We start from the raw sequence: 22,355 nt of genomic DNA on the forward strand, positions 1-22,355 counted from the left end.
TATCGACAAGAAAGGGCGCGCCGATTACTGCGGCGCGCCCTTTCTTTGTTTTGTGAAAATTCCATGGTCCCGCAGCCTCCGCGCAGTACCACCAAAATTCTACTTTTCCGGTATCAATCCGCGTGGACTGAAGCGCAGGACAAGGATCATGATCACACCCATGGTCATGAGGCGCATTTGCGCCGCACTGTCGATCAGATGCGCCCGCAACCAGCTGTCGTCGGACATACCGGAGGTGATGATGTCCATAACAAACAGACCGATCGGCTCTACCTGAACCCACAAGAACCAAATCAGGAAGCCGCCAAGGATTGCGCCAAGGTTGCTTCCTGAACCACCTACAATCACCATCACCCAGATCAGGAAGGTAAAGCGCAACGGCTGGTAGCTGCCGGGAGTGAGCTGTCCATCAAGGGTCGTCATCATTGCGCCGGCAATCCCGCAAACGGCAGACCCCAGAATGAACACCTGCAAGTGACGCGCTGTCACGTCTTTGCCCATGGCCTCGGCCGCCACCTCATTGTCGCGGATCGCCCGCAGCATACGCCCCCAAGGAGAGTTCAGCGCCCGTTGGCTCAGCCAGAAAATAATACCCAGAACAATCGCGAACAGCACTGCATAAAGGAGCTTTACCCAGATCGTCGATCCTTCAACCGGATCGAACCCGAGTGACGCAGCTCGTTCGACGAAGGCCGCCGAATTCTGCAAGTCCAGCTCGTAGGGAACAGGGCGCGGTACGCCGACCACGTTCTTGACCCCCCGTGTCAGCCAATCTTCATTTTTCATGACGGCGATGATGATTTCGGCAATACCGAGCGTTGCAATCGCAAGGTAGTCAGACCGCAGGCCCAGTGCCGCTTTCCCGATCATCCATGCTGCCGCAGCGGCAAACAAGCCACCAACAGGCCAGGCGATCAGCATGATCCACCCGTTGTCGCGGTACGTATCCTGAGATCCGGGGTTAAGCCCGCCAAGGTATCCGGTCGCCGCAGGGTTTACGCTCTCGATGGCAGAAACACTCGGGTCCAGAAATCCGCGGAATACAAAAAATCCGAAAATCAGGATCGCAGTAATAGCAAGGTTTCGGTTACGCCCTGCAGCCATCCGCCTGTAAACGATAACCGCCGCGATAATTGTCGCTGCACCCAGCAGCAGCGCTACGACAACACCGAGACCGCCTGCGCTAAATGCTCCGGGTGTTGCTGGCATGCCCACCAGTACGGCCGCCAATCCGCCAAGCGCGACAAACCCCATCACGCCCACATTGAATAATCCAGCAAAACCCCATTGAAGGTTTACGCCAATTGCCATCACCGCAGAAATCAAACCCATGTTCACGATGAACATTGCGTTGTTCCAGCCCTGGAAGAAACCGGAAATGATGATGAGTCCAAAGACCAGCGCAAACAGCGCTGTATTTTTTACAGTGTCGGTCATGTTGTGGACTGCCCTTTAAAGAGGCCCGTAGGCTTGAACAAAAGCACGATCAGCAAGATCACAAAGCTTACGGCGAATTTATAATCTGTAGACATCAACTGTACGAGGCTGGAAGGCTCCAACCCTTCGGGCATCATATATCCCAGGACCAGCTTCCAGGCGTATGTGATGGTAACTTCCGAAAACGCTATGACAAAACCGCCGGCGATAGCTCCCAGCGGGCTACCGATCCCCCCCACAACCGCAGAGGCAAATATCGGGAGCAGAAGCTGGAAGTAGGTGAAAGGCTTGAACGACTTGTCCAAGCCGTAAAGCGTGCCGGCAATAGTTGCTAGCGCGGCCACGATGATCCATGTCATCATCACGACACGCTCGGGGTTGATCCCCGACAGCAACGCCAGATCCTCATTGTCGGAATAAGCGCGCATGGATTTTCCCGCCCGCGTCTTGTTGAGGAACCAAAAAAGCGCGGCCACCACAACAATTGCTGTTACAACGGTGATCACCTGCGTGGTGCGAATGCCCAAACCTTCATCAAGGCCGGTCATCGTCTTGAAATCCCGCGCTGAGATAATGAAACGCGACCCGTCGGAAAAGTTTTGGTCGTCCGGCCCGATGATAAACCGCACGATACCGTTCATCACAAACATCACACCCATCGAGACGATTACCAGAATAACCGGCTTGGCCTTTTGCACGCGGTAAAAGCGGTAGACGACCCGGTCCGTAATCAGCACCAGACCAATACAGCCCAATATTCCAAAGGGCAGGGCGAGTAGCGCAGTAGGCAACGGCCCGAGGTTGATCCCCACCGATTGCATCCACCATGTCAGCAGAATGGTGATCATTGTGCCAAAGGCCATCGTATCGCCATGGGCAAAGTTAGAGAACCGCAGAATGCCGTACACCAGCGTTACGCCCAACGCGCCGATTGCCAGTTGGCTGCCATAGGCAATGCCAGGGATCAGCACGTAATTCGCAAGTGCGACGATTGCGTTGAGAAAATCCATTATTTGTACTCCACCGCAGCTAGTTTTTTAAGCGAACGGCTCATTTCGGCAATTACTCCAAGTCCGACAGCAAATATTATATAGTAAATACCGCCATCGATGGCTGACCCTGGCTCTGTTGTTCCGAGATATCTGGCGGATAAATCTGGACTATTCACCACTAAAAATCCAGTTGTGATGCGGAAAATACCCAAAGTGGCGATGAGATATGACAGTAGAAACGCTGATTTTGTAAACATCCTCACCCCCCCAAAAACGATTTGCGCACTTCAGGATCGGCCAGCAGTTCTTTGCCCGTGCCTGTAAAGGCATTCGCACCCTGAACCAGAACATAGCCTTTGTCGGCAATCTCAAGGGCTTGTCGGGCGTTCTGCTCTACCATCAGGATCGGGATGCCTGTACGGGCCACTTCGATGATCCGGTCAAACAGCTCGTCCATCACGATGGGGGACACACCCGCTGTCGGCTCGTCGAGCATCAATACTTTGGGCTTCGTCATCAGCGCGCGACCAACTGCCACCTGTTGGCGCTGGCCACCTGATAGCTCGCCCGCCGCCTGATAGCGTTTGTCTTTCAGAATCGGGAAGAGGTCATAAATTTGCGCGATCGTATCGCGGTAATCGTCGCGGCGGATAAATGCGCCCATTTCGAGGTTTTCTTCCACGGTCATGGACGTAAAGATGTTCGAGGTCTGCGGCACAAACCCCATCCCCTTGCTCACACGCGCTTGCGGGCTCAGACCGGTAATATCCTCACCATCAAGCTTGACGGAGCCTGACCGCACATCAAGCATGCCAAAAACGGCCTTCATCGCGGTGGATTTGCCAGCACCGTTAGGACCAACAATCACGGCAATCTCACCCTTATCGACAGAAATCGTACAGCCGTGCAGGATGTCTGGACCTTTGCCATACCCGCCGGTCATGGTGTCGCCAATCAGGAAAGGACCACCAGGTGAAGCATGTGTCTTACCACTTGCTTTTGGCATGATCGATCCTTGCCCCTTGGGGTTACCCACCGAGAGATCTTTGTTACCGCGGTCGCCGTATGGATCGCTCATGCGCCCACCTGTTCTTTGTTCTTGAGGCCCGTGCCGAGATAAGCCTCGATAACTTGCTCGTTTGCTTTGATCTCGGGCAGGGTGCCAGTGGCCAGCACGCGACCTTCGGCCATACAGATCACCGGATCACACAGGCGTCCGATGAAATCCATGTCATGTTCGATCACGACGAAAGTATAGCCGCGCTCTTTGTTGAGGCGCAGGATGGCGTCACCTATTGTGTTGAGAAGGGTCCTGTTCACACCAGCGCCCACCTCGTCGAGAAATACGATCTTGGCGTCCACCATCATGGTGCGCCCCAGTTCGAGCAGTTTCTTCTGGCCGCCCGATATCTGGCCGGCCTTCTGGTCCGCCAAATGCTCGACAGTCAGAAATTCCAGAACCTCGTCCGCTTTTGCGCGAAGGGCGCGTTCTTCGTCTGCAATGCGCTTGCGGCCAAACCATGTGTTCCAAAGGGTCTCGCCCGATTGACCGCCGGGGACCATCATCAGGTTCTCGCGACACGTCATAGAGTGGAACTCGTGTGCGATCTGGAACGTCCGGAGGAGCCCCTTGTGAAACAACGTGTGCGGCGGCAAGCCGGTGATATCCTCGCCCGCCATCATCACCCGACCCGATGTCGGTTGAAGAACGCCTGCTATCACATTGAAAAGAGTAGTCTTACCTGCGCCATTCGGGCCGATGAGACCAGTGATAGAGCCTTCTTCAATCGTGAGGCTTGCGCCATCAACGGCGTGAAAGCCCCCGAAATGCTTGTGTAAACCGTCGACGACGATCATATATGTTATCCCTGTTTTGCACGCCCCGCATCATTGCACAGGGTTCCCGCTTTTGTAAAAACAGCCCGGAGATGTCCCCGGGCTGTCTTATGCTGTTGCCCCAAAGGGCAAAGTTTACTTAAAGCCGACAGTGGCGTTCACGCCGTCTTGCACTTCGATCATCCGGTAGGTGCCCGCAGATTCACCCGGTCCGATCAGTTCCACAGCCGAGGCACCGACATAGTCGATATCTGTTCCGGCTTTGATCAGCTCAAGAGCTTTTGCCAGTTCGCCAGGATAGATTTTCTCGCCAGGTGCGTTTGCAACATCGAGAATTTTCTCTTTGTAAACTGCTGGATCAACCGATCCTGCCGCCTGCATGGCAAGCAACAGGAGCGCAGCCGCATCATAGCTTTCTGGTGTATAGGGTGACGCGCCGAGGAACCCTGCTTCTTCGGACATCTTTGTAAATGCCTCGATGCCTGGACCTTCCGAGCCTGCGATCTGGCCGTAAGAGCCGTTCAGATCGGGGCCGATGTTTGCCGGCAGTGCTTCACCGATCATACCGCCGGGCAGGCCGAACTGCTCCCATGCGCCAGCATCGAGTGCAGCTTTGATGATGCCCGCACCACCTTGGTCAAGGTAGCCTGCAACCACAAGGATATCACCACCTGCAGATGCCAATGCGCCAACTTCAGCAGAGTAATCCGCTTTGCCGTCCTCATGCGCTGCAACGATGGTCACTTCGCCACCGATCGCCTTGAACGAAGATTCAATCGCGTCCGCCAGACCTTTGCCGTAGTCGTTATTGGTATAGGTCAGCGCGATGGACTTTACGCCACGCTCATTCAGGATCTCTGCCATAACTTCGCCTTCACGCGCATCGGATGGGGATGTGCGGAAGAACAGGCCGTTGTCTTCCATGGTGGTCAGACCAGGGGAGGTGGCGGAAGGTGAAATCATGACCATGCCGTTTGGAATGGCGACGTTCTGCAATACCGCACCTGTAACACCGGAACAGTCGGAGCCAACGATGCCCGCAACGCCATCAGCGATCAAACGCTCGCCGTTGGAAACCGCAAGACCATTGTCGATACAACCGGAATCGACACGCATGCCAACAGCCGTCATACCATCAAGCAGCATGCCGCTGTCCGACACTTCTTTGATGGCCAGTTCGGCACCATCGGCCATGTGACCTGTCAGCGATTCAATCGGGCCGGTAAAGCCGAAGTGAATACCAATTTTAACTTCTTTAGAGTGGCCGTCGGCGAATGCGCCTGTGGCTACGAGTGCTGCAGCCGTTGTGGCCATAAGCATCTTTTTCATGTGGATCTCCCTTGTTGGAACATGTCGTTCGCACGAGAGCCTATGCGCGCTTTGTGCAAAAGAGAAGCGGGAATTTTGAGTGTTTCGGCCCTAATTTAATCCATTATGCGGGCCAAAATGGTCAATTTACGCCTCATTGCTCTTCATATCGTCAATTACCTGGATCAAGTCATACCAGAAAGCCAGTCTTCGTATAAATATACCATCGACAAGGACCCAAGATGGATTCTTTGCGCAGCAATAGCGCGCAAACACCATACCCCTAAGTGCTGCCTTTAGATCGACAATCGCGCAGCGTGGCTGCCGCGCTCACGGTATGGGGTATTGTCGTAATGCGCACGGTAGCATTTGGAGAAATGAGAGGGCGATGCAAAGCCGCAGGCCAGCGCTACGTTGATCACGCTCATATCCGTCTGCATCAGCAGGTTGCGCGCTTTTTGCAGGCGCAACTCCATATAATACCGCTTGGGCGAACGGTTGAGATACCGACGGAATAACCGCTCCAGCTGCCGCGTGCTCATGCCTACATCCTGTGCCAGAATGGAGGGGCTGATCGGCTCTTCGATATTTCCCTCCATAATCTGGATCACTGCCGAAAGTTTCGGGTGACGCACGCCGATACGGGTCGGGACGGACAGCCGCTGTGTATCCTGATCGGTGCGGATAGAGCTATAGATGAGCTGGTCAGCGACTGCATTGGCCAGATCTTCGCCGTGATCATCGGCGATAATCTTGAGCATCAGATCAATGGAAGAGGTACCACCCGCCGTTGTCATCCGGTTGTGATCAACCACAAAAACCGATTTCGTCAGGTTAACTTCTTCGAACTCTTCGGAAAAACTGTCTTGGTTTTCCCAGTGTATCGTCGCACGCTTACCGTCGAGCAGTCCGGCCTTGGCCAGACAATAGGCGGCAGTGCACAAACCGCCGATGATCATGCCCTTGCGCGCTTCGCGGCGCAGCCATGAAAGAACTTTTTTGGTGGTCGCTTTTTGCACATCAATGCCGGAACAGACCAGAATAGTGTCCTCGCGGCTCATATCTTCCAGATCATGGTCCAACTGGAATATCGTGCCGGCAGAGCAGGCGGCCGATACGCCGCCTTCTCCAATCAGGGCCCAGTCATAAAGCTTGCGACCAGCCATCCGGTTGGCGATGCGCAAGCTTTCAATCGCTGTGGAAAAGCAGAGCAAGCTGAAATTATCCAGCAGCACAAACACAAAGCGGCGCGGCTTTTCCGGATTTTGGGGAATGCGTATTGCGTGGGGGGCTTGGGCCATCGCGGCAATTTCCAGAGTCTACAGGTTAAAAAATCCAGTGGTGCACTAGGCAACAGGAAGTCTGTGAGGTCAAGCGTCGAAATGGGTTATGGCAACTGAACGATTGGTTTTGTATATGTGCGTCCTGACATCGCGTTTGCGCAATTCCAGCGCGCCCGCCAAGGACCGGAGCACATAACTATGACGACCTGGAGCAAATCAAGCTGGCGCGCTGCGCCACGGATCCAAATGCCCGATTATCCAGATCAGGCCGCCCTTAAGGCTGTGGAAGAGCAGCTGTCACGTTATCCGCTGCTGGTGTTTGCCGGCGAAGCACGGCGCCTGCGCAAGCATCTGGCCGCCGCGGGGCGAGGCGAGGCATTCTTGCTCCAGGGTGGTGATTGCGCCGAAAGCTTCGAGCAATTCTCATCGGATATGATCCGCGACACTTTCAAGGTGATGCTGCAAATGGCTGTGGTGCTGACATTTGGCGCCAAAGTGCCGGTGATCAAAGTGGGCCGCATGGCGGGCCAGTTCGCAAAGCCGCGCTCGGCCAATATGGAAACTGTAGGCGGTGTCGAACTGCCCAGCTACCGTGGCGATATTATCAACGATCTGGCATTTACACCTGAATCGCGCACCCCGAACCCGCAAAAAATGATGCGCGCCTATACCCAGTCGGCGGCAACATTAAACCTCCTGCGTGCTTTCTCCACTGGCGGTTACGCTGATGTGCGCAAGGTACATGGTTGGACCAACCGCTTCACCGACGGTGAGGAGGCCGCCAAATACCGCGATCTTGCGGCGCGGATCTCAGATACGCTTGACTTCATGGCTGCTGCCGGTGTTTCGCCGGAAAACTCGCACACATTGCAATCGGTCGAATTCTACACCAGCCATGAGTCGCTGCTTTTGGAGTACGAAGAGGCACTGTGCCGTCAGGAGGCAGAGACAGGCAAATGGCTTGCGGGCTCGGGTCACATGATCTGGATCGGCGACCGCACGCGCCAACCTGATGGTGCCCATGTGGAATTTGCGTCCGGGGTCCAGAACCCCATCGGCCTCAAATGCGGGCCAACTATGCAGGCAGACGACCTCAAAAAGCTGATGAAAAAGCTGAACCCTCTAAACGAGGAAGGGCGTTTGACGCTTATTGCGCGCTTTGGTGCCGGTGCTGTGGGCGATCATCTGCCGCGCCTCATCAACGCTGTGCGCGAAGAGGGTGCAAATGTTGTCTGGACCTGTGATCCGATGCACGGCAACACGATCAAATCATCCTCTGGCTACAAAACGCGCCCCTTCGAGAGTGTTCTGCGTGAAGTGCGTGAGTTCTTTGCAGTGCACGGGGCGGAGGGCACAGTGCCCGGTGGTGTGCATTTCGAAATGACCGGACAAGACGTGACCGAATGCACAGGTGGCGTTCGCGATGTATCAGATGAGGATTTGTCGGACCGCTACCACACCGCATGCGATCCGCGCCTCAACGCGAGCCAGTCTCTCGAGCTGGCCTTTCTCGTCGCTGAAGAGCTGTCGGCGCGCCGTGATAATGCATCGGCCCTCGAAGCGGTCTAAAGCAGGGCGCAGAAGAAATCGGGCGGCGTTGCCTGCGCCGCCTGATCCAGCTTATTCGTCGGTTTTGACCAAACGCAGATAGGGGGGCCGCTTTGTCGCGGATAACTCATTATGTTGCGCCTTCGCCACTTTTGGCTGGGGGGTGAAACGGTGTTTAGGTTCTGCAAATCCTGCGGGTTGCTTCTCGGCTCTGCCTTCGCTGGGTTTAGGGACGTCCAAGCGCCGCACATCGATATTGCGCAGATCGAAACGGCGCGGAGCGTTGCCGATTTCGCCCTGACTGACGATACATCCTAAAATCCGGCTGACATCGCCCAGATCGCTCTTGAGCGGAAGCAGAATCATGCGCGCTTCGAGCGGGAGCTGCGTACCCTGTGCTGTGGCGCTCATCAGGACTTCGGCGCTTGCTGGCGTCTGGAATACTTCCTCCAAAAGCTCCGCTACCCTAAGGCGGGCATCTTGGGTGAAAAAAGATGTCAACGGCATGCCGCGTGCTTCCATCCCCATCAAATCGTGCAAATGGCTGCCCGCGATACGCAGGCGCGCTACGCCCGGGGCCACTCGCTCGAGAATGAAGGCAAACTCCAGTGCGCTCTCTATCCCACGGGGGTCAATCTCGGACCGTTTGGGCACTTCCCGCGGTCCGCGCAGCGCATGCCAATAGGCTTCGATGATGGATAAGGGGGCGTAGCCGCTGTGAGGTTGGTAATGTGCCATGGTTACTTTTATTCTCTTGGATTTTGCTCGATTTGTCCATGAAAGCTGTCCTGCTGGCTGCGTATTCATCGGGCGTTAATAATAAATTTGCGGCGTCGCGGGCGATTTTTCCATCGTTTTGCCTCATTCAGGCTGATTTTACCTTTGATGCACTTCTGTGCACAGCTTTGTCCGCTGTCATTCCTATACTAGAGTGAGCCGCATCTTGGTCATTTTTCGGTCATATAGGTTAATGGCCGCGTGTGCCGTATGGTTAACGCTAGGTGCCGTTTATCGGGGTGGGGGGCTTGCAGTACATGGGGTAAAAACCCTATGCCGAAGACCACAGGATTTTGGAAGGACGCGCAGGCATGATCAGATCAATGACGGGCTTTGCCACAAAATCAGGCGCGCTCCCTCCCCACAGCTGGAGCTGGGAGATGCGGGCGGTCAACGGCAAGGGGTTGGATCTGCGAATACGGGTGCCTGATTGGATACCTGGACTCGAGGCGGGGCTGCGCAAGGCTGCAACAGCCTGTATCGCACGCGGAAATGTCACGTTGGGCCTGCGGGTTGTGCGCGAAGAGGGCGGTGGCGGGTTGGCCGTAAATGACGCACAGCTCGCGACAGTCCTAGAGGCATTGGCGCGGATCGAGATGGCCGCAATGGACGCCGGTGTCTCGTTAGCGCCCTCCAAGGCCACTGATATCGTGACCATGCGCGGTGTACTGGAACAGGCAGCGGTCGAGGATGACAATACGGCGCTGGCAGAGGCGCTCTTGGCGCAGTTTGGTGATGTCCTTGAAGATTTCAACACGATGCGCAGCGCCGAAGGCGCGGCACTCGGACAGGTATTGCGTGACCAGCTGGCGCAAATCAGCGATCTCACAGAAAAAGCAGGCGCCCTTGCGACAGCGCGCGACAGCCAGAATGTCCAAACCCTCAAACGAAACCTTGCGCGTGTTTTGGACAACACCGACGGGATCGACCCTGACCGCATCGCGGCAGAACTGGCCTTGATCGCGGTAAAGAGCGACATCACCGAAGAAATCGACCGATTGCGCGCCCATGTCACCGCAGCACAGACACTGATGGACAGTGCCGGCCCGGTAGGGCGCAAGCTCGATTTTCTGATGCAGGAATTCAACCGTGAGGCCAACACCCTGTGCGCCAAGTCCCAAAACAGCGATCTGACGCAGGTGGGCCTTGCGCTTAAAGCAGTGATCGACCAGTTGCGCGAGCAAGTGCAGAATGTGGAGTAACTTATGACCGACCGCCGCGGCCTTTTGATCATCCTGTCCTCGCCTTCGGGTGCGGGGAAATCCACGCTGGCCAAGCAGCTGATGGCCTGGGATCCCTCCCTGAAATTTTCTGTCTCGGCCACCACACGCGACCCGCGGGAAGGAGAGGTCGATAAGAGGGACTATTTCTTTGTGTCAGAGGCTGATTTCCGCAAAGCAGTCTCACAGGGTGAAATGCTCGAGCACGCCCATGTTTTCGGCAACAACTACGGGTCGCCCAAATCACCCGTCGAGGCCGCGATTGGTGCAGGGCGCGATGTGCTGTTCGACATCGACTGGCAGGGCGCGCAGCAAATACGCACCTCCGCGCTTGGTCCGTATACCTTGTCGATTTTTATCCTGCCGCCCTCGATCCCCGAACTGCACCGCAGGCTTATCTCGCGCGGGCAGGATACGACCGAGACAATCGCAAAACGGATGCGCAAAAGCTGGGACGAGATCAGCCATTGGGACGGATATGATTACGTGCTCGTGAACGATTCCCTTGAAGAGACCGAAGAAAAGCTCAAAACGATTATCAAGGCGGAACGGATGCGGGTTGCACAACAGCCCCGCCTGTCGGACCATGTACGTCGTTTGCAAACCGAGTTCGAGGAACTGAAATGACTATCTATGCCCTTGGTGAAAAGTCTCCACAAATCGACCCGAGCGCATGGATTGCGCCCGATGCCAATATCGTCGGCAATGTGCGTCTGGCAGAGCGGACCTCCGTCTGGTTCGGTTGCACCATTCGTGGCGACAACGAGGTGATCAGCATCGGCGCAGGGTCGAACGTGCAGGAAAACAGCGTATTCCACACCGATCCGGGCTGCCCGCTCACCATCGGCGAGAACTGCACGATTGGTCACAAGGTCATGCTGCACGGCTGTACAATCGGGGATAACTCGCTGATTGGAATGGGTGCTACGGTGCTGAATGGTGCCAAGATCGGCAAGAATTGCCTTATTGGGGCAGGGGCGCTGATCACCGAGAACAAGGTCATCCCCGATGGCAGCCTTGTGATGGGAGCGCCGGGAAAAGTGGTGCGGACCCTTGACGAGGCGGCAATCGCCGGACTGACCCGCAGTGCCGAGCACTATCAGCAAAATGCCGCACGCTTCCGGTCCGACCTGCGGGAAATCTAGGGCATGGGCGCACCGCTGATGGTGGAGGAAGTGGTCGCGGCATTGCCAATGCCCGCCCTTGCCATTTCGCATAACGAGCAGATCATCGCACTCAATACCGCTGCGCAAAACCTGTTGGGCATGCCCGCCAAGGGCCGTCATTTCATCACAGTGCTACGCCAGCCAGCCGTGGTAGAGGCAGTCGAGGCCTGTCTTGCAGGAGCAAATCGTACCAGCGCGGAATACCTGACCCGCGAAGGTGGCAACGACGTAACCTATACGGTGGACGCTAGCGCCATGGGCGGCAACGGCACGGCATTGCTTACCTTTCAGGATATCACCCATATTAATGCAGCGGGCCAGATGCGCCGTGATTTCGTAGCCAACGTCAGTCACGAATTGCGTACCCCCCTTACGGCGCTGATGGGATTTATCGAAACCCTGCGCGGACCCGCGCGCGACGATGCAAATGCCCGTGAGCGATTTCTGGAAATCATGACCACCGAGACGGAGCGGATGAACCGCCTTGTCGGGGACCTGCTCTCGCTCAGCCGTGTCGAGGACGGCGAGCGGGTGCGCCCTGACACACGTATAAATGTGCTTGATGCACTGAACGCCACCCTTCGAAATCTCAATCCGATCGCATCAGAGGCCAATGTGGTACTTGTACCAGACCTGCCTGATGCACCAGTTATGTTGACCGGGGATATGGACCAGTTAACGCAGGTGCTCACCAATCTGATTGAAAATGCGATCAAATATGGCGGCAGAGATAAGCGCGTTTATATCAGCGTGAGTGAGCCTGCGCAGGTGCGGACCCTGCGGGCGGCGGGTGTTGTGATTACGGTGCGCGACGAAGGTGCGGGCATCGCTGCGCGCCATTTGCCGCGTCTCACGGAGCGATTCTACCGCGCAGACGACCACCGCAACCGCGCCTTAGGTGGTACCGGGCTGGGGCTGGCGATTGTGAAACACATTCTCAACCGGCACCGGGGCCGCATGAAATTCGCATCCGAAATCGGGCAGGGCACTGTAGTTACAGTGGAATTACCGCTCGAACAGGTGTGACAGACCGCATTTTGGAAAATAATCTGCGCGTTAAAACCTGCTGTCATAAAACTGTAATGAAACTGTCACAAAAGCATAGCACCGGCGGCCTATTGCTCGGCTCAAATCACCATGAGGGTGGTTACATATTTTCTGCTGACAGGAGACATCAATGTCTTTCGTAAAACTCTCGACTTCCGTGCTGGCCATTGCGGCCGTATCCGCAACCGCCGCTGCTGCCCGCGATAACGTGCAGGTTGCAGGATCCTCCACTGTACTGCCCTATGCGGCAATTGTTGCCGAAGCGTTTGGCGAAAACTTTGACTTCCCGACACCCGTTGTTGAATCAGGCGGCTCCTCTGCTGGTCTCAAGCGTTTTTGTGATGGCGTTGGCGAAAATACGATCGACATTGCAAACGCGTCCCGCCAGATCCGCGAAAAAGAAATCGCGGCTTGTGCGGCCAACGGCGTGACCGACATCATCGAGGTTCGCGTAGGCTACGACGGGATCGTCTTCGCCTCCGACATCAACGGCAATGCGTTCGAATTCACCCCTGAAGACTGGTACAAAGCACTGGCGGCCGAGCATTTTGTTGATGGCGCATTGGTGCCGAACCCCCTCAATACATGGGACGAAGTGAACCCGGCGTTCCCCGCGCAGCCCATCGTGACCTATATCCCTGGCACCAAGCACGGTACGCGCGAGGTGTTTGAGGAAAAAGTAATCCTTGCAGGCTGTGAAGAGGGCGGATTTTTGCAGGCAATGCTTGACTCGGGCGTTGACGAAGACACAGCCGAAGGCAAATGCATGGCGATCCGCACTGACGGTAAGTCGGTCGACATCGACGGTGATTATACAGAAACGCTGGCCCGTATCGAGAGCAATAAGGACGGCATCGGTGTATTCGGTCTGGCCTTCTACGAGAACAACACAGACAAACTTCAAGTCGCGACAATGTCGGGTATCGTCCCATCCACCGAGAGCATTTCGACCGGTGAATACCCCGTCTCGCGCCCCTTGTTCTTTTACATCAAAAAGGCCCACATCGGTGTGATCCCTGGCCTCAAGGAATTCGCTGAATTCTTCGTCGCAGACGAGATCGCCGGACCGGATGGCCCGCTGGCTGAATACGGTCTCGTGTCTGATCCGGCACTTTCCGAAACGCAGGCAATCGTCGCCGACGAGACAACCATTGCAAGCGGTTCCTGATCACTGCATGACATGATATATCATAAGGGGCTGCTTTCCAAAGCAGCCCCTTGTTTTGCCCATACGACCCCATAATGCCATCCGGCGGAGATATTATGCCCCTTTCCTTTCTCGGCGCTCCCCTGACACTAGCCCTTGTTGTTCTGGCCATTGCGGCCGTGGGGTATGTTGTGGCGCGGGGCCGCGCGATGGCCCGCGCAGGCGGTGACGCTCGCAAACTACACTCCCTTCCCAATTACTATGGCATGACAGCGGCGATGTTTGCCGCAGTGCCCGCCCTTGGGGTGCTGGTAATCTGGCTTCTGGCGCAACCGATGTTGATCCAGAATGCCGTCTTACCGATGCTGCCTGCGGAATCCATTCAAACGTCTGGCACACAATCCTTGGTTCTCAGTGATGTAAACCGCGTGGCAGAGGGGCTGAACGCGGCGGTGGCTGCCGGTGTTCTTGATGCCGACAGCATTGCGGCTTTGCGCGATGACCCGTCCTCCTTGCGCACAACATTGGCCGGTGTCGGCGTAGCCCTCGGATCGGAGGTCGAGCCTTATGTCCTTGCCGCTGCGGTGAGTGCACGCACTCTCGATGCCCGCTGGGATTTGATCCGCGCTGCTGTTGTGATCGTGCTGGCCGTGGCTGGATTGTTTCTGGCGGTCCGCGCCGCTGATCCGGCATTTCGCGCGCGCAATGTGGTCGAGCGGGGAATACTGGCGCTGCTGATCACTGCGGCGTCGCTCGCGATCCTGACAACCGTTGGGATTGTGCTGTCTATGGTGTTCGAATCTATCAATTTTTTTTCTCAACACCCGTGGCAGGACTTCTTTCTGGGTGGATCATGGGCGCCGAATTTCCGCGGCAACAGTGACTTGTCGATCCTTCCGCTGTTGTGGGGGACCTTGTATATTTCCTTCATTGCACTTCTTGTGGCAGTGCCCGTCGGCCTGTTTGCAGCTATTTATCTGAGCGAATATGCAGGTCCGAAACTGCGCGCTGTTGCCAAACCCCTTCTTGAGATCCTCGCCGGTATTCCAACGATCGTCTACGGCCTGTTTGCGCTTCTCACTGTCGGGCCTTTTTTGGTGGATGTTTTCGGAGCAGGCGGTGTCTTGAGCATGGAGGGGCTGCGCGACGGCGATCCGTTGATGTCCGGTGCTACTGCGGTGATTACGGCAGGGCTGGTTATGGGCATCATGCTGATCCCGTTTGTATCCTCGCTGAGCGACGATATCATCAATGCGGTCCCGCAAAGCTTGCGCGATGGCTCTTACGGGTTGGGCGCCACACCCTCCGAGACGATCCGCAATGTTGTCCTACCCGCTGCATTGCCCGGCATTGTCGGCGCAATCCTGCTGGCCGCCAGCCGCGCCATCGGCGAGACGATGATCGTTGTGCTCGGGGCAGGGGCTATTGCCCGTTTCTCCGGCAACCCATTCGAGGCAATGACCACAATTACCACCCGCATCGTGAGCCAGCTTACCGGTGATACCGATTTTGCCAGCCCCGAAACGCTGGTGGCTTTCGCCCTTGGCCTCACGCTGTTTGTTCTGACACTCGGATTGAACGTGATCGCCCTCTACATCGTGCGTAAATATCGGGAGCAATACGAATGACCCAGTCTTCTCTTCTCAAGAAAGATGCGCGCACCGTCAAACGCAACCGCGCCGAGAAACGGTTCAAAGCGTATGGCCTGACCGCGATCGGGATCGGCATGCTGATGCTCGCGGTATTGCTGAGCACAATCATCAGTCGCGGAACCGGCGCATTCCAGCAAACCTACCTGAGCCTCGATGTGACGCTTGATGCGGCAAAGCTTGATAAAAACGGCAACCGTAACATCGAGGAGATCAAAAAGGTCTCGACCTTCGGCTACAAGCCTTTGCTGCTAGACGCCTTCGAGACACTGATCGAGACCAGTGATATCCAATCCGATCTTGCCCCGAAGGACATGTCGGACATTTTGTCAAAAGGCGCTGAGGCGCGGATACGTGACGCGGTGCTCGCAGATCCCGACCTGATCGGCCAGACCGTTTCATTCGACTTTCTTGCCTCTGGGCGTGTTGACGGTTACCTCAAGGACCGCGTAACCCGCGCTAGCATCGTCAACGATAAAAACATCAGCGCCGAGCAGCTCGATCTTGTGGACCAACTACGCGATGCGGGCGTTCTCGAAAAGAAATTCAACATTGCCTTTATCACCGGGGCAGACAGTTCTGATGCCCGTCCCGAAGCTGCGGGTATGGGAGTGTCCATGGTTGGATCGCTAATGATGATGCTGGTCGTGCTGGCGCTGGCGCTTCCTATCGGGGTCGCCGCTTCGATCTACCTTGAGGAATTCGCACCGAAAAACTGGATCACCGACATCATCGAGGTCAACATCTCAAACCTCGCGGCGGTGCCGTCGATCGTGTTCGGTATTCTGGGTCTCGCGGTGTTCATCAATTACATGCACATGCCCAACTCCGCCCCTTTGGTTGGTGGTCTGGTCCTGACGCTAATGACCCTGCCGACGATCATCATCTCTACCCGCGCTTCTCTCAAATCCGTGCCTCCCTCGATCCGCGACGCGGCACTCGGAGTAGGGGCCTCGAAAATGCAGTCAGTGTTTCATCATGTGCTGCCCCTTGCCGCGCCGGGAATTCTGACGGGCACCATTATCGGACTGGCACAGGCCTTGGGTGAAACGGCCCCCCTGCTGTTGATCGGTATGGTCGGGTTTATCGCCTCCAACGGACCAGAAACGATAACCGAAGGGTTGATGAACCCTAACTCGGCGATGCCTGCACAGATCTATGAATGGGCAAAACGGGCGGATCCTGCTTTCTACGAGAGGGCATGGGGCGGTATCATCATCCTGCTGGTGTTCCTGATCACGATGAACTTCATTGCTGTAATGCTCCGTCGCCGATTTGAGCGGCGCTGGTAAAAAAACATGCGAGACAATACTCAAACACCGGAGGCTTCAGTGGCCAACAAATCAAAAATTTCCGCCAAAAACGTCCAAGTCTATTACGGTGACAACCACGCCATCAAAGATGTCAACGTCGAGATCGAGGACAAGATGGTGACCGCGTTTATCGGTCCATCGGGCTGTGGCAAGTCCACATTTCTGCGGTGCATCAATCGGATGAACGATACTATCGATATCTGCCGCGTTCAGGGTACGATCCTGATCGAGGGCGAGGACATATATGATCCCGCCGTTGATCCGGTACAGTTGCGCGCGAAGGTCGGCATGGTCTTCCAAAAGCCCAACCCGTTCCCTAAATCGATCTATGACAATGTCGCATACGGGCCGCGTATTCACGGCCTTGCCCGGAACAAGGCAGAGCTGGACGAGATTGTGGAAAAAGCGCTGCGCCGCGGTGCGATCTGGAACGAGGTCAAGGACCGCCTGCAATCGCCAGGCACGGGTCTGTCAGGCGGTCAGCAACAGCGTCTATGCATTGCGCGCGCCATCGCCACCGAGCCAGAGGTGCTCCTGATGGACGAGCCATGCTCAGCCCTTGATCCTATCGCCACCGCACAAGTGGAGGAATTAATCGATGAGCTTCGCCAGAACTACTCGGTCGTGATCGTCACCCACTCGATGCAGCAGGCCGCCCGCGTGAGCCAGCGCACCGCGTTTTTCCACCTCGGCAATCTGGTCGAGTTCGGCGATACGGACAAGATTTTTACCACCCCCGAAGACCCACGCACAGAGAGCTATATCACCGGAAGGATCGGTTAAGATCATGGAAGAGCAAAACCACATCGCCTCCGCGTTTGATCGCGACCTCGAAAAGGTTCAGGCGCAGATCATGAAAATGGGCGGGCTGGTCGAGGATGCGATCCGGCAGGCCGCAAAAAGCCTCGAGACCCGCGACGAACCTTTGGCAGCGCAAGTCCGTGCCGCTGATAAGGTAATCGACAAGCTGGAGGCAGAGATCAACGAGAACGCTGCTCGCGTCATTGCTCTGCGGGCGCCCACAGCGATCGATCTGAGAATGATCCTCAGCGTGATGAAGATCTCTGGCAACCTCGAGCGGATCGGCGACTATGCCAAGAATATGGCCAAACGCACAGGTGTCCTGTCGCAAATGCCACCCGTAGGCGATGGTACCGCAGCGATCCGCCGGATGGCGCGGCTTGCCGAGGAAATGCTCAAAGACTCTCTTGATGCCTATATCCGGCGCGATGCGGAGCTGGCGTTGGACGTTATTGCCCGTGATGAAGAGCTGGACCAGATGTACAATGCGCTGTTCCGTGAGTTCCTCACATTTATGATGGAAGACCCACGTAACATCACCGCCTGCATGCACATGCATTTCATCGCGAAAAACGTCGAGCGGATGGGCGATCATTGTACTTCGATGGCAGAGCAAGTGGTTTATCTGGTAACAGGGGCGCGTCCGGATGACGCGCGCACAAAAGCGGATAAGACATCCGTAAAAAAGCCGGATTAAACGTATATGTCTATGGATCAAATGCAGGTCCTGCTGGTCGAGGACGAACCTGCGCAACGCGAAGTGCTTGCCTATAACCTCGAGGCAGAAGGATATGTCGTGCGGCAGGCATGCGACGGCGAAGAAGCGATGATGCTCATCGATGAGGCGGCCCCGGACCTCATTATTCTGGATTGGATGATGCCGCTGTTATCAGGGATCGAGGTCTGCCGCCGCATTAAAACACGCACAGAAACCCGCGATATACCAGTGATAATGCTCAGCGCCCGTTCGGAGGAGGTGGACGCCGTGCGCGGCCTTGATACGGGCGCTGATGACTATGTGGTCAAACCATATAACCTGCGGGAACTGATGGCGCGTGTGCGCACCCAGATGCGCCGTGCGCGACCCGCAGCATCGGGTACAGTATTGGACTTCGAAGATATCTCTCTCAACTCCGAGACGCACCGCGTACTACGCGGTGGTCAGGAAGTGAAACTCGGACCGACCGAATACCGACTTCTGGTAACATTCATGGAAAAACCGGGGCGTGTGTTTAGCCGCGATCAACTGCTCGATCTGGTCTGGGGACGGGATATCTACGTCGATACGCGTACGGTGGATGTTCATATTGCGCGGCTACGCAAGGTGCTTACAGCCAATAGCGGCGCTGACCCGATCCGCACTGTGCGCGGCACGGGTTACTCCTTGGGATAAGCGGCTGCGTGCGGTGGCCCTACACAATTTGGGTGTGTAGGAGAAAATAAAATTGGCTCTGAGGCGGGCTATACAGATATGAGGGCGCGCTGGTCTTCGCGGCCCATACTGATGATTACAGGATCGGCCGCCTGACGATCTTGAAACGCCTGCTTGGAGTCCAACCCTTGCCATTTGATCGCGATGAGTGCTTGTGCCACCGCACCGCCCAATGTTGTGCCCGGGCCGGTAATAATGAAACGGTCTGGCGCAAAGTTGCGTGCGGCAGATTGGACAGCCGCCGTGAAATTGTAAGTTTGTGTGATCTGGTGACCAAGGGTGTAAGCGCGCAACTGCGCCAGATCAGTAGACTTTGGATACCATATCGCGCCGCGGCCATCGATAAGTGCTGTTTCGGGGTCTTTGAACAACGACTGAGGCAAGGCATCGCGCCCCATTTTTGCGACGTTCTCCATCAGTGCAGTGTGAAAGGCCGCATGATTGGGCAGGCGAAGAGGTTTGCGGGGGTCGCCTGTAACCACAGCACGCTCGAACGCGGTCAGCCCGGCATCATCGCCCGCCACGACGATCATACCGCCCAGCTCTATCGAGACCTCCAAGCGGTAGTCTCTAGATTCATTAATCTCTTGAATAGCGTTACTTACACGGTTTTTCTCATCTTGAATCGGCTGCCAATTGTCGTCGACAACCGGATATAACACCTGCCCGCCGGTTCCATGATTGTGCATCAATGTACCCATTGTGTTAACAATCTGCATCCCGTCCATCAGCGTGCAGCCGCCGCCCGCAGCCAAAGCAATATACCAGCCCAAAGAATTACCGGTTACTGCAACAATATCATGACTTTGCGATGCGACCTTTGCGTCAAGTACACTACAGGCATAGATCAGCGGCGAGGCGTTATCGCCCGTTGTATGGCGGTTGGCCTCAAAACGCGAAGCGCTATCCAGAGCTGTCAGCGTCTCCTGAGAGGATCTGTTACGCAAATCGTCCCAACGCGCAGTGAGAGGGTTCCGGGCGTGGTGGTGCGTCAGGAAGCCAAGCTCTCCCTTGTTATAGGTGCCGCGCCCCGGACAAATAAGAACTGCAGTCGGGCGCGTCATGACATCACAAGCGCTGTGGCAGCCGCGAGGATACTGTCAGCTGAGGGCAGGGTGGCGGCATAGGATGGTCCTGTAGCGATGAAGCTATCTTCGGCTGTTATACGGGCAACGCGGGTGCGGCCTGCTTCGGTAAAGAGGGCCATCAGCGCCTCGGACTGACTGCCTGTGCGACGACATTCATCCACGATAAGGATGTTTTTACAATCTTTCGTCGCCTCAAGCAGCGCATCGGCCGGGAGTGGTGCCAACCAGCGCATATCGATAACGCGCGTGTTTATTCCGTTTTCTTCCAGATGCTTGCGAGCCTTTGTTGACAGAAAAAATCCGTTTGCATAGCTTATGATAGCCAGATCGCTTCCGGTTCCCTCCATGCCGATTTCATCAAGCCCAATCCGGCGGTCAGGTGCCGGATAACGGGTGAGCCACGCACCATCGCCGTCTTCATGCAGATCTCGCATCGGATAGAGCGCAATAGGCTCTACAAAGACGACCACGCGCTGTTCTTCACGCGCCAGACGCACTGCTTCACGAAGCATCATCGCAGCATCGGCACCATTAGACGGGCAGGCGATCACAATCCCGGGAATGTCGCGCAGCACTGCCAATGAATTATCGTTGTGAAAATGTCCACCAAACCCCTTTTGATAGCCCAAGCCAGCAATCCGAAGGACCATTGGGTTTGTGTATTGGCCGTCCGAGAAAAAGCTCAACGTGGCTGCTTCACCGCGAAGTTGGTCTTCAGCGTTGTGAAGATAAGCCAGAAACTGGATTTCAGGGATCGGTACAAATCCGTTATGTGCCATGCCAATGGCAAGGCCGAGGATAGATTGCTCGTCCAACAGCGTGTCAACAACGCGGTCAGGTCCAAAACGATTTTGCAGCTTTTGGGTAATCCCGTAAACGCCACCCTTACGGCCAACATCTTCTCCTGCGACGATAATTTCGCCGTGCTCGAGCATCAGATCGGTAAGGGCCCACCCTAACAAACGATTAAGCGACTGCGGCTCTCCCATCTGTTTGATATCATTTCCGAAAACCTGTGCACGGGCTTCTGGCGTGGGTCCATTGGAGGGAGCGCAGGCGCGGGCAGGCGGGATAATACTTGCCATCACACCTGCCGCATCCGTGAGCGTTTTCTGCTCCATGACTTCCTGAGCAACACGTATACATGTCTTCTCAATTTCATTATATATTTCAAGAGATTGGTGTGGTGTGCTAATGTTCGCATCGCGCAATATGCGCGCAGAATGCAAGAGCGGATCGTTTGCCTCTGATGCCTCAATTGCGGATTTGTCGCGATAGGTCATCTCCACATCGGAGCCCGCATGCCCGTAAAGCCGCACAGTCGCGATATGTAGGAACGCAGGCTTGCGCGTGCGTCTTACATAGTCTGCGGCCGCTTGGGATATTCGCAAGGTTTGGGCCATATCCAGACCATCACACGTGAAATACCGCAGACCGGGGCGGTTAGCATAATTGGCCGCAACCCAGCCGCGGGGCGTGGGGACGGAAATGCCTATACCGTTGTCCTCACACACAAATAAAAGTGGCATCGGCACAGATTGAAAGCTGGTCCAGCAGGCAGTGTTAATGGCACCCTGGGCGGTGGAATGGTTCGATGAGGCATCACCGAAGCTACACATTACAATGCCGTCCGCGGGCAGATGGCCGTGCTCCGGTGGCGTGCGGCGCGCAAGACCAATTGAGTAAGCCGCACCTACAGCCTTCGGCAAATGACTAGCGATTGTTGAGGTTTGCGGAGGAATATTAAGCGCCTTTGAACCCAACACCTTGTGCCGACCGCCCGAGATTGGGTCAGCAGCAGCAGCGCGAAAACTCAGCAACATATCCCACACCGGCGTCTGACCGGGCACCTGTGCGGCACGCTGAATTTGGAACGCGGCATCACGGTAATGCAAAAACGCCATGTCGGTGGGCCGCAGGGCCTCGGCAACCGCTGCCATGCCTTCATGACCCGACGACCCGATCGTGTAGAAGCCTTTGCCGCTGGCCTGCATGACGCGGCTGGTCCGGTCGAGCTGTCGGCTCAGAACTTGACTGCGAAACATCTCCATTAACTTGTCGGGTGCAATGGTCGGATCAGGTGCCAGACCTTCGGGCAGATCATTGGCAGCAAGCCGTCGCAAAAAATTCTGGTGGACGATTGCAGCACGATCCATTTGGGGCTCCGGGGCTGTGAATGATTGCGTGCAGGTTTCATAACAGGTCAGGTGAGGTCAATGACCATTTGCCATTCAGGGGCTTAGTTTGTGACCCCTCGATTGGTAATGCATAATATGTATAATCAGTATTATGTAATATAATGATGTGTAGC

General features: G+C 55.9%; 21 protein-coding genes. 11 read left to right on the top strand and 10 right to left on the bottom strand.

Annotated features, from left to right (window positions below; genetic code table 11):
- Window positions 1–99: 99 nt before the first annotated feature.
- From C8N30_RS13900 to C8N30_RS13930, 7 genes are all read right to left on the bottom strand, one after another.
- Entirely contained in the window at window positions 100–1,437 is a 1,338-nt protein-coding gene (locus C8N30_RS13900) for a branched-chain amino acid ABC transporter permease (RefSeq protein WP_025062192.1), read from the bottom strand.
- The gene (locus tag C8N30_RS13905; protein ID WP_025062191.1) at window positions 1,434–2,447 is read right to left on the bottom strand and encodes a branched-chain amino acid ABC transporter permease; all 1,014 of its coding nucleotides are present in this window, start codon (window positions 2,445–2,447) and stop codon (window positions 1,434–1,436) included. The genes C8N30_RS13900 and C8N30_RS13905 overlap by 4 nt, the downstream gene beginning before the upstream one ends.
- A complete protein-coding gene (locus C8N30_RS13910) occupies window positions 2,447–2,686 on the bottom strand; it encodes a hypothetical protein (protein ID WP_025062190.1) in 240 nt (79 codons plus the stop codon). The genes C8N30_RS13905 and C8N30_RS13910 overlap by 1 nt, the downstream gene beginning before the upstream one ends.
- 2 nt (window positions 2,687–2,688) lie before the next feature.
- Complete coding sequence (locus C8N30_RS13915; protein WP_025062189.1) at window positions 2,689–3,507, bottom strand: ABC transporter ATP-binding protein; 819 nt, start codon at window positions 3,505–3,507, stop codon at window positions 2,689–2,691.
- Entirely contained in the window at window positions 3,504–4,286 is a 783-nt protein-coding gene (locus C8N30_RS13920; protein WP_025062188.1) for an ABC transporter ATP-binding protein, read from the bottom strand. The genes C8N30_RS13915 and C8N30_RS13920 overlap by 4 nt, the downstream gene beginning before the upstream one ends.
- A 114-nt stretch (window positions 4,287–4,400) precedes the next feature.
- Window positions 4,401–5,594: an ABC transporter substrate-binding protein gene (locus C8N30_RS13925; protein ID WP_025062187.1), complete on the bottom strand. Its 1,194-nt coding sequence runs from the start codon at window positions 5,592–5,594 to the stop codon at window positions 4,401–4,403.
- 275 nt (window positions 5,595–5,869) lie between these two features.
- On the bottom strand, window positions 5,870–6,874 hold the full coding sequence (locus C8N30_RS13930; protein WP_025062186.1) for a GlxA family transcriptional regulator: 1,005 nt from the start codon (window positions 6,872–6,874) through the stop codon (window positions 5,870–5,872).
- A 180-nt stretch (window positions 6,875–7,054) separates the two neighbouring features.
- Here C8N30_RS13930 and C8N30_RS13935 point away from each other — a divergent pair, with 180 nt between their 5' ends.
- A complete protein-coding gene (locus C8N30_RS13935) occupies window positions 7,055–8,425 on the top strand; it encodes a class II 3-deoxy-7-phosphoheptulonate synthase (RefSeq protein ID WP_025062185.1) in 1,371 nt (456 codons plus the stop codon).
- Between the two features lie 51 nt (window positions 8,426–8,476).
- Here the strand turns inward: C8N30_RS13935 and C8N30_RS13940 are convergent, their stop codons facing one another.
- Complete coding sequence (locus tag C8N30_RS13940) at window positions 8,477–9,142, bottom strand: PAS domain-containing protein (RefSeq protein WP_025062184.1); 666 nt, start codon at window positions 9,140–9,142, stop codon at window positions 8,477–8,479.
- Between the two features lie 350 nt (window positions 9,143–9,492).
- Between C8N30_RS13940 and C8N30_RS13945 the strand changes: the two genes are divergently transcribed.
- The 10 genes from C8N30_RS13945 (at window position 9,493) to phoB (ending at window position 18,917) form a co-directional block, all read left to right on the top strand.
- Window positions 9,493–10,383, top strand: a complete 891-nt coding sequence (locus tag C8N30_RS13945) for a YicC/YloC family endoribonuclease (RefSeq protein WP_025062183.1) — start codon at window positions 9,493–9,495, stop codon at window positions 10,381–10,383.
- A 3-nt stretch (window positions 10,384–10,386) separates the two neighbouring features.
- Complete coding sequence (gmk, locus tag C8N30_RS13950; protein ID WP_025062182.1) at window positions 10,387–11,028, top strand: guanylate kinase; 642 nt, start codon at window positions 10,387–10,389, stop codon at window positions 11,026–11,028.
- Entirely contained in the window at window positions 11,025–11,546 is a 522-nt protein-coding gene (locus C8N30_RS13955; protein WP_025062181.1) for a gamma carbonic anhydrase family protein, read from the top strand. Before gmk ends, C8N30_RS13955 begins: the two co-directional genes overlap by 4 nt.
- 3 nt (window positions 11,547–11,549) lie before the next feature.
- Window positions 11,550–12,593, top strand: coding sequence for a sensor histidine kinase (locus tag C8N30_RS13960; RefSeq protein ID WP_025062180.1), 1,044 nt, complete (start codon window positions 11,550–11,552; stop codon window positions 12,591–12,593).
- Between the two features lie 151 nt (window positions 12,594–12,744).
- Window positions 12,745–13,782 carry a substrate-binding domain-containing protein gene (locus C8N30_RS13965; RefSeq protein WP_025062179.1) on the top strand — a complete coding sequence of 346 codons (1,038 nt, stop codon included), beginning with the start codon at window positions 12,745–12,747 and terminating at the stop codon, window positions 13,780–13,782.
- A 95-nt stretch (window positions 13,783–13,877) separates the two neighbouring features.
- Window positions 13,878–15,389, top strand: coding sequence for a phosphate ABC transporter permease subunit PstC (gene pstC, locus C8N30_RS13970; RefSeq protein WP_025062178.1), 1,512 nt, complete (start codon window positions 13,878–13,880; stop codon window positions 15,387–15,389).
- Window positions 15,386–16,702 carry a phosphate ABC transporter permease PstA gene (gene pstA / locus C8N30_RS13975; protein WP_025062177.1) on the top strand — a complete coding sequence of 439 codons (1,317 nt, stop codon included), beginning with the start codon at window positions 15,386–15,388 and terminating at the stop codon, window positions 16,700–16,702. The genes pstC and pstA overlap by 4 nt, the downstream gene beginning before the upstream one ends.
- A gap of 39 nt (window positions 16,703–16,741) precedes the next feature.
- Window positions 16,742–17,506, top strand: coding sequence for a phosphate ABC transporter ATP-binding protein PstB (pstB, locus tag C8N30_RS13980; protein WP_037967876.1), 765 nt, complete (start codon window positions 16,742–16,744; stop codon window positions 17,504–17,506).
- A gap of 4 nt (window positions 17,507–17,510) precedes the next feature.
- Window positions 17,511–18,221 carry a phosphate signaling complex protein PhoU gene (gene phoU / locus C8N30_RS13985; RefSeq protein ID WP_025062175.1) on the top strand — a complete coding sequence of 237 codons (711 nt, stop codon included), beginning with the start codon at window positions 17,511–17,513 and terminating at the stop codon, window positions 18,219–18,221.
- 6 nt (window positions 18,222–18,227) lie between these two features.
- Window positions 18,228–18,917, top strand: coding sequence for a phosphate regulon transcriptional regulator PhoB (gene phoB, locus C8N30_RS13990; protein ID WP_025062174.1), 690 nt, complete (start codon window positions 18,228–18,230; stop codon window positions 18,915–18,917).
- Between the two features lie 68 nt (window positions 18,918–18,985).
- On the opposite strand, the gene C8N30_RS13995 is transcribed toward phoB, so the two are convergent.
- Both C8N30_RS13995 and C8N30_RS14000 read right to left on the bottom strand, forming a co-directional pair.
- Window positions 18,986–20,020: an ACP S-malonyltransferase gene (locus tag C8N30_RS13995; RefSeq protein ID WP_025062173.1), complete on the bottom strand. Its 1,035-nt coding sequence runs from the start codon at window positions 20,018–20,020 to the stop codon at window positions 18,986–18,988.
- Window positions 20,017–22,200, bottom strand: coding sequence for a dehydrogenase E1 component subunit alpha/beta (locus C8N30_RS14000; protein WP_025062172.1), 2,184 nt, complete (start codon window positions 22,198–22,200; stop codon window positions 20,017–20,019). Before C8N30_RS14000 ends, C8N30_RS13995 begins: the two co-directional genes overlap by 4 nt.
- Window positions 22,201–22,355: the final 155 nt, after the last annotated feature.

The organism is Sulfitobacter guttiformis, from assembly GCF_003610455.1.
Taxonomy (GTDB): Bacteria; Pseudomonadota; Alphaproteobacteria; order Rhodobacterales; family Rhodobacteraceae; genus Sulfitobacter; species Sulfitobacter guttiformis.

Bases quoted from the DNA above. Each gene is read 5' to 3' on its own strand.
- C8N30_RS13900 (WP_025062192.1), bottom strand. From the start codon at position 1,437: ATGACCGACACTGTAAAAAATACAGCGCTGTTTGCGCTGGTCTTTGGA.
- C8N30_RS13905 (WP_025062191.1), bottom strand. From the start codon at position 2,447: ATGGATTTTCTCAACGCAATCGTCGCACTTGCGAATTACGTGCTGATC.
- C8N30_RS13910 (WP_025062190.1), bottom strand. From the start codon at position 2,686: ATGTTTACAAAATCAGCGTTTCTACTGTCATATCTCATCGCCACTTTG.
- C8N30_RS13915 (WP_025062189.1), bottom strand. From the start codon at position 3,507: ATGAGCGATCCATACGGCGACCGCGGTAACAAAGATCTCTCGGTGGGT.
- C8N30_RS13920 (WP_025062188.1), bottom strand. From the start codon at position 4,286: ATGATCGTCGTCGACGGTTTACACAAGCATTTCGGGGGCTTTCACGCC.
- C8N30_RS13925 (WP_025062187.1), bottom strand. From the start codon at position 5,594: ATGAAAAAGATGCTTATGGCCACAACGGCTGCAGCACTCGTAGCCACA.
- C8N30_RS13930 (WP_025062186.1), bottom strand. From the start codon at position 6,874: ATGGCCCAAGCCCCCCACGCAATACGCATTCCCCAAAATCCGGAAAAG.
- C8N30_RS13935 (WP_025062185.1), top strand. From the start codon at position 7,055: ATGACGACCTGGAGCAAATCAAGCTGGCGCGCTGCGCCACGGATCCAA.
- C8N30_RS13940 (WP_025062184.1), bottom strand. From the start codon at position 9,142: ATGGCACATTACCAACCTCACAGCGGCTACGCCCCCTTATCCATCATC.
- C8N30_RS13945 (WP_025062183.1), top strand. From the start codon at position 9,493: ATGATCAGATCAATGACGGGCTTTGCCACAAAATCAGGCGCGCTCCCT.
- gmk (WP_025062182.1), top strand. From the start codon at position 10,387: ATGACCGACCGCCGCGGCCTTTTGATCATCCTGTCCTCGCCTTCGGGT.
- C8N30_RS13955 (WP_025062181.1), top strand. From the start codon at position 11,025: ATGACTATCTATGCCCTTGGTGAAAAGTCTCCACAAATCGACCCGAGC.
- C8N30_RS13960 (WP_025062180.1), top strand. From the start codon at position 11,550: ATGGGCGCACCGCTGATGGTGGAGGAAGTGGTCGCGGCATTGCCAATG.
- C8N30_RS13965 (WP_025062179.1), top strand. From the start codon at position 12,745: ATGTCTTTCGTAAAACTCTCGACTTCCGTGCTGGCCATTGCGGCCGTA.
- pstC (WP_025062178.1), top strand. From the start codon at position 13,878: ATGCCCCTTTCCTTTCTCGGCGCTCCCCTGACACTAGCCCTTGTTGTT.
- pstA (WP_025062177.1), top strand. From the start codon at position 15,386: ATGACCCAGTCTTCTCTTCTCAAGAAAGATGCGCGCACCGTCAAACGC.
- phoU (WP_025062175.1), top strand. From the start codon at position 17,511: ATGGAAGAGCAAAACCACATCGCCTCCGCGTTTGATCGCGACCTCGAA.
- phoB (WP_025062174.1), top strand. From the start codon at position 18,228: ATGTCTATGGATCAAATGCAGGTCCTGCTGGTCGAGGACGAACCTGCG.
- C8N30_RS13995 (WP_025062173.1), bottom strand. From the start codon at position 20,020: ATGACGCGCCCGACTGCAGTTCTTATTTGTCCGGGGCGCGGCACCTAT.
- C8N30_RS14000 (WP_025062172.1), bottom strand. From the start codon at position 22,200: ATGGATCGTGCTGCAATCGTCCACCAGAATTTTTTGCGACGGCTTGCT.